Source organism: Streptomyces sp. CB01635 (assembly GCF_002803065.1).
Lineage (GTDB): Bacteria > Actinomycetota > Actinomycetes > Streptomycetales > Streptomycetaceae > Streptomyces.
In genome coordinates this window covers 121,493-137,292 of the sequence record NZ_NNBL01000001.1, presented here as the reverse complement: position 1 = coordinate 137,292, position 15,800 = coordinate 121,493, and the positions used below count along the sequence as shown (strand labels likewise).

12 protein-coding genes and 1 riboswitch are annotated in these 15,800 nt (G+C 71.0%); of the genes, 3 read left to right on the top strand and 9 right to left on the bottom strand.

Going from position 1 to position 15,800, the window contains the following annotated elements; translation table 11 throughout:
• Positions 1-3: 3 nt before the first annotated feature.
• The 4 genes from CG723_RS00545 to CG723_RS00530 all read right to left on the bottom strand — a co-directional run bounded on the left by CG723_RS00545 (position 4) and on the right by CG723_RS00530 (position 5,382).
• The gene (locus CG723_RS00545; protein ID WP_100591155.1) at positions 4-654 is read right to left on the bottom strand and encodes a thymidine kinase; all 651 of its coding nucleotides are present in this window, start codon (positions 652-654) and stop codon (positions 4-6) included.
• Between the two features lie 37 nt (positions 655-691).
• Positions 692-1,879, bottom strand: coding sequence for an alkaline phosphatase family protein (locus tag CG723_RS00540; protein ID WP_100591154.1), 1,188 nt, complete (start codon positions 1,877-1,879; stop codon positions 692-694).
• A complete protein-coding gene (locus CG723_RS00535; RefSeq protein ID WP_100591153.1) occupies positions 1,879-2,466 on the bottom strand; it encodes a DUF5998 family protein in 588 nt (195 codons plus the stop codon). Before CG723_RS00535 ends, CG723_RS00540 begins: the two co-directional genes overlap by 1 nt.
• Positions 2,467-2,559: 93 nt before the next feature.
• Positions 2,560-5,382 carry a bifunctional acetate--CoA ligase family protein/GNAT family N-acetyltransferase gene (locus tag CG723_RS00530; RefSeq protein ID WP_100591152.1) on the bottom strand — a complete coding sequence of 941 codons (2,823 nt, stop codon included), beginning with the start codon at positions 5,380-5,382 and terminating at the stop codon, positions 2,560-2,562.
• Between the two features lie 177 nt (positions 5,383-5,559).
• Between CG723_RS00530 and CG723_RS00525 the strand changes: the two genes are divergently transcribed.
• Positions 5,560-5,841: an HPr family phosphocarrier protein gene (locus CG723_RS00525; RefSeq protein WP_100591151.1), complete on the top strand. Its 282-nt coding sequence runs from the start codon at positions 5,560-5,562 to the stop codon at positions 5,839-5,841.
• Positions 5,842-6,035: 194 nt separating this feature from the next.
• Here CG723_RS00525 and CG723_RS00520 read toward each other — a convergent pair whose 3' ends face one another.
• The 4 genes from CG723_RS00520 to CG723_RS00505 form a co-directional block, all read right to left on the bottom strand.
• Positions 6,036-6,722 (bottom strand): GntR family transcriptional regulator, encoded by a 687-nt coding sequence (locus tag CG723_RS00520; RefSeq protein WP_100591150.1) that lies wholly within the window; start codon positions 6,720-6,722, stop codon positions 6,036-6,038.
• 261 nt (positions 6,723-6,983) lie between these two features.
• Positions 6,984-7,772 (bottom strand): M23 family metallopeptidase, encoded by a 789-nt coding sequence (locus tag CG723_RS00515; protein WP_100591149.1) that lies wholly within the window; start codon positions 7,770-7,772, stop codon positions 6,984-6,986.
• A 13-nt stretch (positions 7,773-7,785) separates the two neighbouring features.
• A riboswitch (cyclic di-AMP (ydaO/yuaA leader) is annotated at positions 7,786-7,941 on the bottom strand.
• A gap of 195 nt (positions 7,942-8,136) precedes the next feature.
• A complete protein-coding gene (locus CG723_RS00510) occupies positions 8,137-9,522 on the bottom strand; it encodes a M16 family metallopeptidase (RefSeq protein WP_100591148.1) in 1,386 nt (461 codons plus the stop codon).
• Entirely contained in the window at positions 9,519-10,928 is a 1,410-nt protein-coding gene (locus CG723_RS00505; protein WP_100591147.1) for a M16 family metallopeptidase, read from the bottom strand. Before CG723_RS00505 ends, CG723_RS00510 begins: the two co-directional genes overlap by 4 nt.
• Before the next feature lie 241 nt (positions 10,929-11,169).
• Here CG723_RS00505 and CG723_RS00500 point away from each other — a divergent pair, with 241 nt between their 5' ends.
• Entirely contained in the window at positions 11,170-13,626 is a 2,457-nt protein-coding gene (locus CG723_RS00500; RefSeq protein ID WP_100591146.1) for a DNA gyrase/topoisomerase IV subunit A, read from the top strand.
• Here the strand turns inward: CG723_RS00500 and CG723_RS00495 are convergent.
• The gene (locus CG723_RS00495; protein WP_100591145.1) at positions 13,623-14,777 is read right to left on the bottom strand and encodes a CobW family GTP-binding protein; all 1,155 of its coding nucleotides are present in this window, start codon (positions 14,775-14,777) and stop codon (positions 13,623-13,625) included. The two genes, CG723_RS00500 and CG723_RS00495, sit on opposite strands and share 4 nt — an antisense overlap.
• Positions 14,778-15,109: 332 nt before the next feature.
• Between CG723_RS00495 and CG723_RS00490 the strand changes: the two genes are divergently transcribed.
• The gene (locus CG723_RS00490; RefSeq protein ID WP_234374067.1) at positions 15,110-15,664 is read left to right on the top strand and encodes a DUF6082 family protein; all 555 of its coding nucleotides are present in this window, start codon (positions 15,110-15,112) and stop codon (positions 15,662-15,664) included.
• The last annotated feature ends 136 nt before the right edge of the window (positions 15,665-15,800 follow it).

Here is a 15,800-nt window from a genome sequence, read left to right as displayed (position 1 = left end):
AGCTCAGGCCGAGGCGATCGGCAGGACTTCGGGTGACAGGGCCGCCGCGTGCGCAGTGGCGCTTGTCAGTCGCTTGCGGTGGTGGCGTCGGCAGAGGACCTCGTAGCCGACCTCGTCGTCGCTCCGGTCCACGTCGCCGACGACGACCTGGGCGCCCTCGACGACCATCCGGCCGCCCACCGTGCGGGCGTTGTGCGTGGCGCGGGCGCCGCACCAGCACAGGGCCTCGACCTGGAGGACCTCGACGCGGTCGGCCAGTTCGACCAGGCGCTGGGAGCCGGGGAACAGCTTGGACCGGAAGTCGGTCGTGATGCCGAAGGCGTAGACGTCGAGGCCGAGGTCGTCGACGACGCGGGCGAGCTGGTCGATCTGTTCGGGCGCGAGGAACTGCGCCTCGTCCGCGATGACGTAGTCCACGCGGCCGCCCTGGGACAGCTGGTCGACGACGTACGCGTACACGTCGAGGTCGTCGGCCACCTCGACGGCGTCGGTGACGAGGCCGAGGCGCGAGGAGAGCTTCCCCTCACCGGCCCGGTCGTCGCGCGTGAGGATCATGCCCTTGAGGCCGCGTGCCGAGCGGTTGTGCTCTATCTGGAGAGCCAGGGTGCTCTTTCCGCAGTCCATCGTTCCGGAGAAGAACACAAGCTCGGGCATGGGGAGTTGAGGGCCTTTCCGCGATGGTGGGGGACGATCAGGAGCGTACTTCGAGCAGCGGTACGAGCTGCTCGGCGGGGGTCATCGAGCCGTGGTTGCCGACCATGGCCGACTCCTTGGGCTCCCGCTCCGAGGCGATGATCACCACGTCGTCGTGGGCGGCCGCGATGACGTCGCCCAGGCGCGCGTAGACCCGCTCGTCGATCTGCGGGCCGAACCAGCCCGCCTCGATCGCCTCGTCCCGGCTCGCGATCCAGAACTGCTCGCCGAGCACCTCTCGCCACACGGTCAGGACATCGGACTCGGCGCCCGGCACCGCGTAGACGTGGCGGGCGCGGCCCTCGCCGCCGAGGAGGGCGACGCCTGCGCGCAGCTCCCAGTCCTCGTCGAAGTCGATGCGGGACTGCTCGTCGAACGGGATGTCGATCATGCCGTGGTCGGCCGTGATGTAGAGGGCGCTGCGCGGCGGGAGCTGCTCGGCGAGGCGCTGGGCGAGGCGGTCGACGTACATGAGCTGGCCGCGCCACGGGTCGGAGTCGACGCCGAAGCGGTGACCCTTGCCGTCGACCTCGCTGTAGTACGTGTACACCAACGACCGGTCGCCCGCCGCCAGTTGCTCCGCGGCCAGGTCCATGCGGTCCTCGCCGGAGAGGCGCCCGCGGAAGGTGCCGCCGCTGAGGGCGATCTTCGTGAGAGGGGTCGACTCGAACGCGGGGGCGGAGACCTGCGCGGTGTGCACCCCGGCCTCGTGGGCGCGCTGGAAGATCGTCGGGTACGGCTGCCAGACGTGTGGCTGGGTCCAGGGGATCCAGCGGAGCTGGTTCATCAGCTCGCCGGTGTCCGGGTTACGGACCGTGTAGCCGGGCAGCCCGTGCGCGCCGGGCGGCAGGCCCGTGCCGACGGAGGCGAGCGAGGTCGCGGTGGTCGCCGGGTAGCCCGCGGTGATCGGGCGGCCCGTGCCGCCGCGCGAGGACGCGAGGAGCGAGGTCAGGAACGGCGCCTCGTCGGGATGGGCCTGGAGCTGCTGCCAGCCGAGCCCGTCGATCAGGAACACGCACGCGCGGTCGGCGGGCGCGAGCTCGGGTATCGCCGGAGCGCAGTCGGGGACCCCCAGGTGGGAGCCGAGGGTGGGCAGCAGGTCGGCGAGGGAGCCGGCGCCGTACTCGGGCACGGGAGCGGACCGGACGGCGAGCGGCTCCACGTCGTCCCAGCTGGGCATGGCCATCAGCGCGCGGTCGCCGCGGTGGCCTCGGACAGGGACTGGGCGAAGGCGAGGGTCTGACGGACGGTGTCGGGACCGTCCCCGGTCTCGCTGACGCGCAGGCTCAGGTCGTCGGCCGTCGAGCTGCCCGTGTACCCGTGGTCCGCCTCGCAGTTGGGGTCGCCGCAGGCCGCGGGCTCCAGGTCGATGCGGGCGACGGCGCCCCAGCCAATGGTCAGGACGACCTCGCGGGGCAGGGTGCCCGGAACGTACTTCTCCGGGTTGGCGACGACGCGGCTGAGCACGACCGACGAGATCCGGCCGAGCTTCACGGACTCGGTGGACGTCGTGGCGTACGGCGTCGGCGACGTGTCGTCGGCGGCCTGCTCGTCGGTGTGGCTGACGATGAAGCGGGTGCCGGTGAGGACGAGCACGGTGACGTGCCTGCGGACCTCGTTCGAGTCGAAGGTGGTCTCCTGGTGGACCAGATACGACCCGATGGGTTCGCCGCCGACCGCGGCCTCCACCGCCTCGGCCACGAGGGCCGGGTAGTAGCCGCTGCGCTCGATCGCCGCTCGAAGCCCTTGGGTCGTCGTACTGGTCTTGGCCATGGGACCCATCCTAAAGCCCGGCGGGGGGCTCGCGGTGCGCCTGTGGACGGGTGCGGAAAACACCCGTATGTGGGGCTCGTCTCACCGGTCTGCTCAGTACGCGGGCAGGGTGCGCGGGCCGAGGTCGTCGCGGACGGGCGGCGGGGCGAGCCGTATCGAGGCGCCGAGGACCGACAGGCCTCTCTGGGCGACGACGACGGGCTCCAGGGAGACGGCGACGACCTCGGGGTGGTCGTCCACGAGCCGCGAGACCCGTTGCAGCACCTCCTCGAGCGCGGCCGTGTCGACGGGCGCGGAGCCGCGCCAGCCGAAGAGCAGGGGCGCGGTCTTGATGCCCCTGACGATCGACTGGGCGTCCCGGTCGGTGACCGGAATCAGCCGGTGCGCGGTGTCGCCGAGCAGCTCGGAGGCGGCGCCGGCGAGCCCGAAGGAGAGCACCGCGCCTGCGGCCGGATCGATGACCGCGCGGACGACGGTGTCGACGCCTCGGGGTGCCATGGCCTGGACGACGGGCCGCAGCTCCTCGGGCTTGCCGAGCGTTTCGGACAGCTCTTCGTAGGCGCGGCGCAGCTCCTCCTCGTTCGCCAGGTCGAGGCGTACTCCTCCGAGGTCGGCGCGGTGGCGCAGGTGCGGGGCGGTCGTCTTGAGGGCGACGGGGTAGCCGAGAGTGCGCGCGGCGGCGGCCGCCTCGTCGGGTCCGGGGGCGGGCAGGGTCTGCCGTACGTCGATGCCGTAGCGGGCGAGGAGGGCGCGGGCGTCCTCGGGGGCGAGCTCGGCGCCGCGCGGGTCGTCGTCCTTCGAGAGAAGCGCGGTGATGAGCTCGGCGGCACCCGTCTCGTCGATGCCGTCGTACTCGGGGACCTTGCCGGGCTCCGCGGCGTCGCGCCGCCACTGGGCGTACTTGACGGCTTCGGCGAGGGCGTGGACGGCGCGCTCGGCCGCGGGGTAGGCGGGGATGAGCGCGGGCGTGGGGGCGGGCTCGTCCGTGGGCGGGCGTCCGGCCGGGGGGCCGCCCGGGGTCTTGGCGAGCGCGCGCGGGCCGGTGCTGGTGGCCGCGGAGAGCGCCTCGGCGAGGCCGCCGAGCTCGACGTGCACGACCAGGACCGGCTTGGTGGGGGTCCCGGCGGCGGCCGAGCTGAGCGCCTCGGCGAGCGCCGCGTCCTCGGCGGTCGACTCCCCCACCGCGGGCATGGCCGTGACGACGACCGCGTCGCATTTGTCGTCCGCGAGCGCCTCCGTGAGCGCCGCGTGGAAGTCCTCGGCGGACGCCGCGGTCGTCAGGTCCCGCGGCGGCTTCGGCCGCAGGCCCTCGGCGAGGCAGACGTCGTACGTGAGGAGGCCGAGCGACTCCGAGTTCCCGAGGATCGCCACGCGGGGGCCCGGCGGGAGGGGCTGGCGGGCCAGCAGCAGGCCGGTGTCGACGAGTTCGGTGATGGTCTCCACGCGGATGACACCCGCCTGGCGCAGCAGGGCGGAGACGGTGGCGTACGGCAGGCGCGTGGCGCGGACGGCGTGGCCGAGGGGCGCGATGCCACTGTGCCGGGCGCCCTGCACCACGACGAGAGGCTTCGCGGCGGCCGTGCGGCGGGCGAGGCGGGTGAACTTGCGCGGGTTGCCGATGGATTCGAGGTACATCAGGGCGACGTCCGTGTCGGGGTCGTCGTACCAGTACTGGAGTACGTCGTTCCCGGACACGTCCGCGCGGTTGCCGGCGGAGACGAACGTCGACACACCTGTCACTCCGGTCACGCCGCCGCCGCGCCGCTGGAGGCGGGCGAGCAGCGCGATACCGATGGCTCCGGACTGGGCGAACAGGCCCATGCGGCCCGCGCGCGGCATCTCGGGCGCGAGCGACGCGTTGAGCCGCACCTCGGGCGAGGTGTTGATGACGCCGAAGGCGTTCGGCCCGATGAGGCGCATGCCGTACGAGCGGGCCTGGCGCACCAGTTCGCGCTGGCGGGCGCGGCCCTCGCTGCCGGACTCGGCGTATCCGGCGGAGACGACGACGATCCCCTGCACGCCACGCTCGCCGCATTCGGCGACGACGTCGGGGACCTGCTCCGCGGGAACCGCGACGACGGCCAGGTCGACGGGCTCGTCGGCGTCGATGTCGTGGACGGAGCGGTGGGCGGGGACGCCGTCGAGGTCGCTCAGGTCGTCGGGGAACGCCTTGTTCACGGCGTGGAGGCGGCCGGTGAACCCGGCGTCGCGGAGGTTGTCGAGGACGCTGCGGCCGACTCCGCCGGGCGTGCGGCCCGCGCCGATGACGGCGACGGAGCCGGGGGCGAGGAGCCGGTGCACCGAGCGGGCCTCGGCGCGCTGCTCGCGGGCGCGCTGCACGGCGAGCGAGGCCTCGGTGGGTTCGAGGTCGAACTCCAGGCGGACGACGCCGTCCTCGAAGTGGCGCTTCTGGGTGTATCCGGCGTCCGTGAACACCTTGATCATCTTGGTGTTGGCGGGCAGCACCTCGGCGGCGAAGCGGCGGATGCCGCGCTCACGGGCGACGGCGGCGATGTGCTCCAGGAGCGCGGACGCGACGCCCCGGCCCTGGTGGGCGTCCTGCACGAGGAAGGCGACCTCGGCCTCGTCGGCGGGGGCGGAGGCGGGCATTCCCTGGGCGTTGATGCGGTCGTAGCGCACAGTCGCGATGAACTCGCCGCCCACAGTGGCCGCGAGACCCACCCGGTCCACGTAGTCGTGATGGGTGAACCGCCGGACGTCCTTGGCGGACAGGCGCGGGTACGGCGCGAAGAAGCGGTAGTACTTCGACTCGTCGGAGACCTGCTCGTAGTAGCTCGTGAGCCGCTCGGCGTCGTCGATGGTGATGGGCCTGATGCGCGCGGTGCCGCCGTCGCGCAGCACCACGTCTGCTTCCCAGTGGGCGGGGTATGCGTGCCGGTCCGACGGGGTCTGCATGGGGCCAGCGTACGGCGCAGCGGTGACAGTCGTACGGGTCGCGGCGCGAGCGGGCCGAAGGCACTCTATGAGGGCCGACGGGCGTGTGCGGGCGGTACGCAGGGCTCACATCGGGCACGTCCACCGATGTGGCAGACTGGTCTAGACAACTGTGAGAATCCTGAAGGGCAGCATCACATGGCTGAGCGCCGCGTCAACGTCGGCTGGGCCGAGGGCCTTCACGCCCGCCCCGCCTCCATCTTCGTCCGCGCGGCCACGGCGGCCGGCGTCCCCGTGACGATCGCCAAGGCCGACGGCAACCCCGTCAACGCCGCCTCCATGCTCGCGGTGCTCGGCCTGGGTGCCGGCGGCGGCGAGGAGATCGTCCTGGCCTCCGACGTCGAGGGTGCGGACATCGCGCTCGACCGTCTGGCCAAGCTGGTCGCCGAGGGGCTCGAGGAGCTTCCCGAGACCGTCTAGTACGGGCCCCTGTACACGGGTCTCCCGATTCTTGGGCGCTGTCTCCTGCTCACAGAAGATCGCGCCGCATAAAGGGTCTGTTCGGATTTTCCGAGCAGACCCTTTTGCTTTCTGCAGATCTGTTCGCAGAATTCCGGGGCAGCGGAAACAGAGCCCCTGGAAATGAGCCGCCCTCTTTGTATACGGCGCCTCTGTTAATGCTGAAGCCCCACTGTGTTGACGGGATGTTGCGAAGTCCTCACACGGCCACCCGGACGGGGGGCGCGCATGCGGTGAGCGGCCGCGGCGCGCTCCGTGTGCTGCGCCGTGAGCGCCCGCGCGCGCTCCACGTCACCGCGCGCCACGGCGTCGACGATCGCCCCGTGCTCGGCCCAGGAGTCGGCTGGCCGCGCGGGCTGCTCGACGGTGTACATCCACGCGATCTTGTGGCGGAGCTGGGTGAGCATCGTGATCAGCCCCGGGCTGCCGGACGCCTGCGCCAGCGTCTCGTGGAACCAGCTGCCCAGCGAGCGCAGATCCTCGCTCTGACCTCGCCTGGAGCGCTCCTGGCCGAGCCTGACCAGGCCCCGCAGGACCTTCAGGTGCGCCTCCGTGCGGCGTTGCGCGGCGCGGGCCGCTGCGAGCGGTTCGAGGAGCATGCGGATCTCCAGCTGGTCCGCCGCCTCCTGCGTGGAGGGTTCGGCGACGCACGCACCCGCGTGCCTGCGGGTGACGACGAAGCCCTCGGCCTCCAGCGTGCGCAATGCCTCGCGCACGGGGACGCGCGAGACGCCGTAGCGGCGGGCGAGCACCTCCTCGGTGAGTCTGCCGCCGCGCTCGTAGACACCGGAGACGATGTCGTCGCGGATCGCCGTGCATACCGAGTGCGCCGGAATGCGCATGCCCCGACCTCCGCCTTAATCCCCGCGAAACGCGGTCGATAGTCGCCCGTACAGCGCGATTGCCGTCTGTTCAGCTCGCCTGTCCAGCGACTCTATTCCAGCGGGCGCGAATTTCCGACGGCAGGCCGTAATCCATGGATATTTTTTGGACACCGGCGTCAGGAAGAAGCGGTCCGGGAACAAGCGGGTCCGGGAACGACGAATGCCCCGGCTCGGTGAGCCGGGGCATTCGGTGCGTCTTCGCGAGGTACGCGGCGAAGGTCAGACGTTCACGCCGTGGGAGCGCAGGTACGCGACGGGGTCGATGTCCGAGCCGTACTCGGGGCTCGTGCGCGCCTCGAAGTGGAGGTGCGGGCCCGTGACGTTGCCGGTCGCTCCGGAGAGGCCTATCTGCTGCCCCGGGGTGACCGTCCGGCCGACGGAGACACCGATGGACGACAGGTGGCCGTACTGCGTGTACGTACCGTCGTTCATCTTGATGACGATGTTGTTGCCGTAGGCGCCGCCCCAGCCGGCCTCCACGACCGTGCCCGCTCCCACCGCGTGGACCGAGGTGCCGCTGGCGGCGTGGAAGTCGATGCCGGTGTGGCTGCCGGAGGACCACAGGCCGCTGCTGGCCTTGTACGCGGTGGACACGTACGAGCCGGTGACCGGAATGACGAAGGCGTTCAGGCGCTTGCGCTCGGCCGCACGGGCTGCACGCTCCTTGGCCTCGCGCTCGGCCTTGGCCTTGGCGGCTGCCTTGCGCCGGTCCTCCTCGGCCTTCTTCTCGGCTTCGGCCTCGGCCTTCTTCTTCGCGGCGGCCTCGTCGGCGGCCTGCTGCTGGGCGGCGGCCTGCGCGTCGATCTGCTCCGCGAGGGAGTCACCGATGGCGATGGCCTTGGTCAGGCCGGTCTGCTCCACGGCCGCGTCGTCGGCGGCGAGGGCGGGGGCGGCGAGGCCTCCGATGACACCGGTCGTGGTGAGCGCGGCGACGCCGGCGACCTGCGCGGTGGTGCGCGTGAGACGGCTCGGGCGACGGTGCTTCCCGGTCGCACGGGTGAACGCCATGGGGTGGCTGATCCTTTCCTTCCTTCTCGCCTACCGGGTTAGCTGACGGGTTCGGAGCAGGAAGGTCTCCTACGGACCCCCTTCAGGGAAGGGCGTCCGATTCACCCCAGGGACGGTGGGTCCCCGGCTCCCCCGGCTCGCGCCTTGGGGGACTCGGCGATGACTGTCCGGTGCCACGGGCGCGGCGTACATCTGGCGGACAGCCGGACCGACGCTAAGCGGGGCAACTTTCAATCAACAAACGGAACCGGGCTTTTGTAGCGCATGCCACAGGGCAGACAGGCAACCACTGGTTCAATTCGGACAAACAAGGGCCCCGGTGGTCATCTCGCCCACCGAGGCCCCTCGTTGCACACGGTCACGGTCAGCCCGTGACGACGGTCACCTCTCCGATGCCGAGCGCCCTGACGGGCTCCTCGATCTGCGCGGCGTCACCGACGAGCACCGTCACCAGACGGTCCATCGGGAAGGCGCTCACGACGGCCGCGGTGGCCTCCACGGTGCCCGTCGCGGCGAGCCGCCGGTACACCTCCGCCTGGAAGTCGTCCGGCAGGTGCTGCTCGACCTGGTCGGCGAGCGTCCCCGCGACGGCCGCGGCGGTCTCGAACTTGAGCGGGGCGACGCCCACCAAGTTCTGTACAGCCACGTCCCGTTCGGCGTCGGTGAGGCCCTCCGCCGCGAGCGTGCGCAGCACCTTCCAGAGGTCGTCGAGCGCCGGACCCGTGTTCGGCGTGTCCACGGAGCCGCTGATGGCGAGCATCGCGACGCCCGTCCCGTCCGGCGCCGAGCGCAGCACCTGGCCGAACGCCCGCACGCCGTAGGTGTATCCCTTCTCCTCGCGCAGGACACGGTCCAGGCGGGAGGTGAGGGTGCCGCCCAGGCAGTACGTGCCGAGCACCTGCGCCGGCCACACCCGGTCGTGCTTGTCCGCGCCGATGCGGCCGATCAGGATCTGCGTCTGCACCGCGCCCGGCCGGTCGACGATGACGACCCTGCCGGTGTCGTCGGCCGTCACGGGCGGTACCGGGCGCGGCTCGGCCGTGTTCCCCGTCCAGGCGCCCAGCGTGTCCGCGAGGAGGGCGTCGAGGTCGATGCCCGCGAGGTCGCCCACGACGACCGCGGTGGCCGTGGCGGGACGCACGTGCCGGTCGTAGAAGGCACGTACGGCCGCCGCGTCGACAGCCGCGACGGTCTCCTCGGTGCCCTGGCGCGGGCGGGACATGCGCGCGGTGGCCGGGAAGAGCTGCTTCGAGAGCTCCTTGGCGGCGCGGCGGCCCGGGTTCGCCGTCTCGTGCGGGATCTCGTCGAGGCGGTTGCGCACGAGGCGTTCGATCTCGCTGTCCGCGAACGCGGGCGCCCTGAGGGCGTCGGCGAGCAGGCCGAGCGCCTTCGGCAGGCGGGAGACGGGCACCTCCAGGGAGACCCGTACGCCGGGGTGGTCGGCGTGCGCGTCGAACGTCGCGCCGCAGCGCTCCAGCTCGGCGGCGAACTCCTCGGCGGCGAGCTTGTCGGTGCCTTCGGAGAAGGCCCTCGCCATGATGGTGGAGACGCCGTCGAGCCCGGCGGGCTCGGCCTCCAGGGGCGCTTCGAGGTTGATCTCGACCGCGACGACCTGCTGGCCCGGGCGGTGGCAGCGCAGCACCGTCAGGCCGTTGTCGAGAGTGCCGCGCTCGGGCGCGGGGAAGGCCCACGGCCTGGCCGTGCCGGCCTGGGGCTGCGGGTGGAAGTCCATGGTCGCGAGCTCGGTCACTTGCCGGCCTCCTTGTCTGCGGTCTCGATGGCGTCTGCCGTCTCGCCGACGGTCTCGTCCGCGGCCTCGTCCGTGCTGGACGCTTCGGCGGTCGCGTCGTCCTCTTCGGGGGCCGTGGGCTCGTAGACGAGCACCGCGCGGTTGTCGGGACGCAGGTGGGCCTTGGCCACCTCCTGGACCTCCTCGGCAGTGACGTCGAGGACGCGCTGGACGGCGGTCAGGGCGAGCTGCGGGTCGCCGAACAGGACGGCGAACCTGCACAGTTCGTCGGCGCGGCCCGAGACCGTGCCGAGCCGGTCGAGCCACTCGCGCTCCAACTGGGCCTGGGCGCGCTCCATTTCCTCCGGGGTGGGCCCGTCGGCGGCGAACCGCGCGAGCTCCTCGTCGACGGCCTCCTCGATGACCGGGACCTCGACGTCGGCGGACGTCTTCACGTCCAGCCAGCCCACGGAGGGCGCGCCCGCGAGCCGCAGGAGACCGAACCCGGCGGCGACGGCGGTCTGGTCGCGCCGTACGAGACGGTTGTAGATCCGGGACGACTCGCCGCCGCCGAGGACCGTCAGGGCGAGGTCGGCCGCGTCGCACGCGCGCGTACCGTCCTGCGGCAGCCGGTAGGCGGCCATCAGCGCGCGGGCCGGGACCTCCTCCTCGATGACCTCGCGCACGCCCTCACCGATCAGGTCGGGCAGGGCGCCGTCGCGCGGGGGCTGCTTGCCGTCGTGGCGCGGGATGGAGCCGAAATACTTCTCGACCCAGGCCAGCGTCTGCTCGGGGTCGATGTCTCCGACGACCGAAAGCACGACGTTGTTCGGCGCGTAGTACGTACGGAAGAAGTTCCGCGCGTCCTCCAGGGTGGCCGCGTCCAGGTCGGCCATGGAGCCGATGGGCGTGTGGTGGTACGGGTGACCCTCCGGGTAGACGAGGGCGGTCAACTTCTCGAACGCGGTCCCGTACGGAACGTTGTCGTAGCGCTGGCGGCGCTCGTTCTTGACGACGTCGCGCTGGTTCTCCATCGACTCCTCGTCGAGCGCGGCGAGGAGGGAGCCCATCCGGTCGGCCTCCAGCCAGAGCGCGAGCTCCAGCTGGTGGGTCGGCATGGTCTCGAAGTAGTTGGTGCGCTCGAAACTCGTCGTCCCGTTCAGCGAGCCGCCGGCGCCCTGCACCAGCTCGAAGTGCCCGTTCCCGTGGACCTGCTTCGAGCCCTGGAACATCAGGTGCTCGAAGAGATGAGCCAGGCCCGTGCGGCCCTTGACCTCGTGGCGCGAGCCGACGTCGTACCAGAGGCAGACGGCTGCGACCGGGGTCAGGTGGTCCTCGGAGAGCACCACGCGCAGGCCGTTGGCGAGGCGGTGCTCGGTCGCTGTCAGGCCGCCGGAGCCGGCCTCGGCGGTGGCCGTGTGACCCATGGGCATGTACGTCCCTTCGATCGCTGAACTATCGCGGAAACTGCAGATGTGCTGCCAGTTCTGCCACTGTATGCAAGCGTTCTGACGCCTGGCGAAGTTCCCGCACTGGGTACGCCGAGAGCGAGCACCGAACGCCCTACGGACGGGTCGCGGTCAGCGTTGTCAGTGGGGCGGTCCACAATGGTGCGCGTCAGATTCTCGTACATGCCCCGGCAGCATCTGTGAAGGAGCCGCAGCAGCGATGGCCCGCCGCAGCACGAAGACCCCGCCTCCCGACGACTTCGAGGAGCGGATCCTCGACATCGACGTTGTCGACGAAATGCAGGGCTCCTTCCTCGAGTACGCGTACTCGGTGATCTACTCCCGGGCCCTGCCGGACGCCCGTGACGGCATGAAGCCCGTACACCGGCGCATCGTTTACCAGATGAACGAGATGGGCCTGCGCCCCGACCGCGGCTACGTGAAGTGCGCCCGCGTCGTCGGCGAGGTCATGGGTAAGTTGCACCCGCACGGAGACGCGTCGATCTACGACGCCCTGGTGCGGCTCGCCCAGCCGTTCTCGATGCGCCTCCCCCTGGTCGACGGCCACGGGAACTTCGGCTCCCTCGGGAACGACGACCCGCCGGCCGCCATGCGGTACACCGAATGCCGGATGGCCCCGGCGACGTCGCTGATGACGGAGTCGATCGACGAGAACACGGTCGACTTCGGGCCGAACTACGACGGGCAGGAGCGGGAGCCCGCCGTCCTGCCGGCCGCCTACCCGAACCTCCTGGTCAACGGCGCGTCCGGCATCGCCGTCGGTATGGCGACGAACATGCCGCCGCACAATCTCGGCGAGGTCATCGCCGCCGCGCGCCACCTGATCAGGCACCCGGGCGCCGACCTCGAGACGCTCATGAAGTTCGTCCCTGGCCCCGACCTGCCGACGGGCGGCCGGATCGTCGGCCTGTCCGGCATCAAGGACGCCTACGAGTCGGGCCGCGGCACCTTCAAGATCCGCGCCACGGTCTCCGTGGAGGACGTGACGGCGCGCCGCAAGGGCCTCGTCGTCACCGAACTGCCCTTCGCGGTGGGCCCCGAGAAGGTCATCGCGAAGATCAAGGACCTGGTCGGCTCGAAGAAGCTCCAGGGCATCGCGGACGTCAAGGACCTCACCGACCGCCAGCACGGCCTGCGCCTGGTCATCGAGATCAAGAACGGCTTCGTGCCGGAGGCCGTCCTCGAGCAGCTCTACAAGCTGACGCCGATGGAGGAGTCCTTCGGTATCAACAATGTGGCGCTGGTCGACGGCCAGCCCCTGACCCTCGGCCTCAAGGAGCTCCTGGAGGTCTATCTCGACCACCGCTTCGAGGTCGTGCGCCGCCGCAGCGAGTTCCGCCGTACCAAGAAGCGGGACCGGCTGCACCTGGTCGAGGGCCTCCTCGTCGCGCTGGTGGACATCGACGAGGTCATCCGCCTCATCCGCTCCAGCGACAACTCCGCACAGGCGAAGGAGCGCCTGATGGAGCGCTTCTCGCTGAGCGAGATCCAGACGCAGTACATCCTGGACACGCCGCTGCGCCGCCTCACCAGGTTCGACCGCATCGAACTGGAGACGGAGCGCGACCGGCTCAACGGCGAGATCGACGAGCTGACCGGGATCCTCGACTCCGACGCCGAGCTGCGCAAGCTCGTCTCGGCCGAACTGGCGGCGGTGGCAAAGAAGTTCGGCACCGAGCGCCGCACCGTCCTCCTGGAGTCGGCGGGCACGGCGGTCGCCGCTGCGCCCCTCCAGGTCGCCGACGACCCGTGCCGCGTGCTTCTGTCGTCCACGGGCCTCCTCGCGCGCACGGCGAACGCCGAACCGTTCGGGGACGACGAGGATGCCAGGCGCACCAAGCACGACGTGATCGTCTCCGCGGTGCCGGCGACGGCACGCGGCGAGATCGGGGCGATCACGTCCACGGGGCGCCTGCTGCGGCTCAACGTCATCGACCTGCCGCAGCTCCCGGAGACGGCCTCGGCGCCGAACCTCTCCGGGGGCGCGCCTGTCACGGAGTTCCTGTCGTCCCTGGAGGCGGACGAGAAGGTGGTCTGTCTGACCACCCTCGACGAGTCCTCGCCCGGCCTGGCGATCGGTACCGAGCAGGGCGTGGTCAAGCGCGTCGTGCCCGACTACCCGACGAACAAGGACGAGTTGGAGGTCATCGGCCTCAAGGACGGTGACCGCATCGTCGGCGCAGTGGAGCTGCGCACCGGCGAGGAGGACCTGGTCTTCATCACGGACGACGCGCAGCTGCTCCGCTACCAGGCGTCGCAGGTACGTCCGCAGGGCCGGGCCGCGGGCGGTATGGCGGGCATCAAGCTGACCGACGGCGCCAAGGTGATCTCGTTCACCGCCGTCGATCCGGCTGTCGACGCGATCGTCTTCACGGTGGCCGGGTCGCGCGGCACGCTCGACGACTCCGTCCAGACGACCGCGAAGCTCACCCCGTTCGACCAGTACCCGCGCAAGGGGCGCGCCACGGGCGGCGTGCGCTGTCAGCGCTTCCTGAAGGGCGAGGACTGCCTGAGCCTGGGCTGGGCGGGCCCGACACCGGCCCGCGCGGCGCAGAAGAACGGCACCCCGGCCGAGCTGCCCGAGGTCGACCCGCGCCGCGACGGCTCGGGCGTCTCCCTCGCGAAGACGGTCTCGGTGGTGGCGGGGCCGGTCTAGCCCGCGTCGCTTTCCGCGTCGCTCGGCTCCTGTACGTATCTCAGGACGCCCCACATGCTGTGCTCGTCGGCATAGGTGTGCGGGGCGTCCTGGGCGCAGGCGGTCAGTTCCTTGCTCAGCCGCGGGGCGTCGATCCCGGCGCCGATGAGGACGAGCCGGCTGAGGCGCGGCTCCCCTGGAGTCCAGGGCTCCGGCGAGAACCGCAGGAACCGCCCGACGGCGTGCACGGTGTACTTGTTGCGCGCGTCGGCCGCACCGAAGTCGATGTACCCCTTGATGCGGTAGAGACCTTCGGGCCTGCTGTCGAGGAACGTCATCAACCGGCGCGGATCGAGCGGCACTTCGGACTCGACGGAGACACTGTCGTAGGCGGAGTGCAGATGTCCGTCGTGCACGTCGTGCTTGCCGTGCCCGTCTCGGTCTCCGCCTGCGCTGTCGCTGTCGCTGTCGCTGTCGGGACCGTCTTCGTGATGTCGGTGCAGGTCGTCGAACGACAGCTGTCCGATCCGCTCCCCCGTCGGCCGGCAGTCGAAGAGGAACTCGGGGTCCACGCGCGCGTACGTCGCGGGAACGACTGCCGCGCCTCCGGCCAGCCCGCGCACGCGCTCCAGGACGCGCCGGTGCTCTGTCTCCGGGATCCGGTCGGCCTTGTTGACCACCACGAGGTCGGCGATGGCCAGATGCCGGTCGAGCTCGGGGTGCCGTTCCCGCGTCGCGTCGAACTCGACGGCGTCGACGACCTCGACCAGACCGCCGTACACGATCCGCGGATTCTCGCTGGCGAGCACCATGCGCACCAGCTCCTGCGGCTCGGCGAGCCCGCTCGCCTCGATCACGATCACATCAATGCCATCGATGCCGTTGCGGGCCGACGGCCGGGTGAGCCGGTCCAGGTACTCGTCGAGCTCGCTCGCGTCGACGGCGCAGCACAGACACCCGTTGCCGAGGGAGACGGTGGAGTCGCCGAGCTGCCCGGCGACGGCCATGGCGTCGATCTCGATGGAGCCGAAGTCATTGACGATCGCGCCGATCCGCGTGCCGCCGCCGTGGTGCAGCAGATGGTTCAGCAGGGTGGTCTTGCCGGAGCCCAGGAACCCGGCAAGCACGACGACCGGGATCTGCTGCGGAAGCTCCCGCCTCGGCTGACTCAACGCGCGACCTCTCTCACACCGACGCGCACGCCGGTCTCATACCGACGCGCATACCGGCGTTCTTACGACGAATGAATGCCGCCCCAGGATACGAGCGCGTAGAAACACCGCGAAGTGAACGATTGTTAGCGTCGCGGGCTGGGCACACGACAGGCATGGCGCCCGGACGAGCGACCCCTGCTTCCCTCCGTGTGCCTCCTCTCCGCCTCCCCGCCGACCAGCGCCGCTCGGCACCCTGGGGGGCGGCAAGCGCGCCGCCCACCGCTCGCCGGTCCTTTCCCGTCGCCCCGCACCCGACGACCGGCGGACGGTCGCCTGAACCGGGGGTTGACATGGCCACACAGAGTAATGGGATATGGGCGTTGAGTGCCGCCGCGCTGGCGGGGTTCGCTCTCGGCGGGGCCACGTCGGCCTTCGCGAAGCAGCAGCGGCGCCGCGAGGAGGCGCGGCTGCGTACCGAGCAGCTGGAGCGGGACGAGGTGGCCGAGCGCGGCCGCGCACGGGCCCATCAGCAACGCATGCACTGGGCACTACTGGTCAAGGCCATCGACGACCCGTCCCTCGCGGTCGTGATCAACACGTACGGCGCGGATGTTCCGCTCGAGAAGTTGCGCCAGTACTTCTATGCGAATGCCTGGTACGTCAACCTCTTCCACCTGGAGCAGTCGGGCCTCGTCGACCAGGAGCAGGTGTACGGCCACCTCCGCGACTTTTTCCAGAGCCCGGTCTTTCGCGAGTACTGGGAAGCCACCCGCAACCACCGAATCGCCCTCAAGCACTCGTCCGACGAAGCCCGGCTCGGACGCCTGGCAGACAGGCTCTACGAAGAGCTGGAGGAGGCGGACACGGACGAGTGGTGGGTCGTCGGGGACCCTCAGACATTCTGAGCCCCAGCCGGCCGTCGACGAGCCCCTTCACCCACACCGGTGATCTCGCACGCCCATGTGCCCCAAAATTCCTCAACTTCCGTTCGCATGCGCCCCACAGGCCGCAGGTGGCGCACTAGCCTGACCCGGAACGTGT

Excerpts from the sequence above, each read along its gene's own strand:
- CG723_RS00545 (WP_100591155.1), bottom strand. The coding sequence starts at position 654 with ATGCCCGAGCTTGTGTTCTTCTCCGGAACGATGGACTGCGGAAAGAGC.
- CG723_RS00540 (WP_100591154.1), bottom strand. The coding sequence starts at position 1,879 with ATGGCCATGCCCAGCTGGGACGACGTGGAGCCGCTCGCCGTCCGGTCC.
- CG723_RS00535 (WP_100591153.1), bottom strand. The coding sequence starts at position 2,466 with ATGGCCAAGACCAGTACGACGACCCAAGGGCTTCGAGCGGCGATCGAG.
- CG723_RS00530 (WP_100591152.1), bottom strand. The coding sequence starts at position 5,382 with ATGCAGACCCCGTCGGACCGGCACGCATACCCCGCCCACTGGGAAGCA.
- CG723_RS00525 (WP_100591151.1), top strand. The coding sequence starts at position 5,560 with ATGGCTGAGCGCCGCGTCAACGTCGGCTGGGCCGAGGGCCTTCACGCC.
- CG723_RS00520 (WP_100591150.1), bottom strand. The coding sequence starts at position 6,722 with ATGCGCATTCCGGCGCACTCGGTATGCACGGCGATCCGCGACGACATC.
- CG723_RS00515 (WP_100591149.1), bottom strand. The coding sequence starts at position 7,772 with ATGGCGTTCACCCGTGCGACCGGGAAGCACCGTCGCCCGAGCCGTCTC.
- CG723_RS00505 (WP_100591147.1), bottom strand. The coding sequence starts at position 10,928 with ATGGGTCACACGGCCACCGCCGAGGCCGGCTCCGGCGGCCTGACAGCG.
- CG723_RS00500 (WP_100591146.1), top strand. The coding sequence starts at position 11,170 with ATGGCCCGCCGCAGCACGAAGACCCCGCCTCCCGACGACTTCGAGGAG.
- CG723_RS00490 (WP_234374067.1), top strand. The coding sequence starts at position 15,110 with ATGGCCACACAGAGTAATGGGATATGGGCGTTGAGTGCCGCCGCGCTG.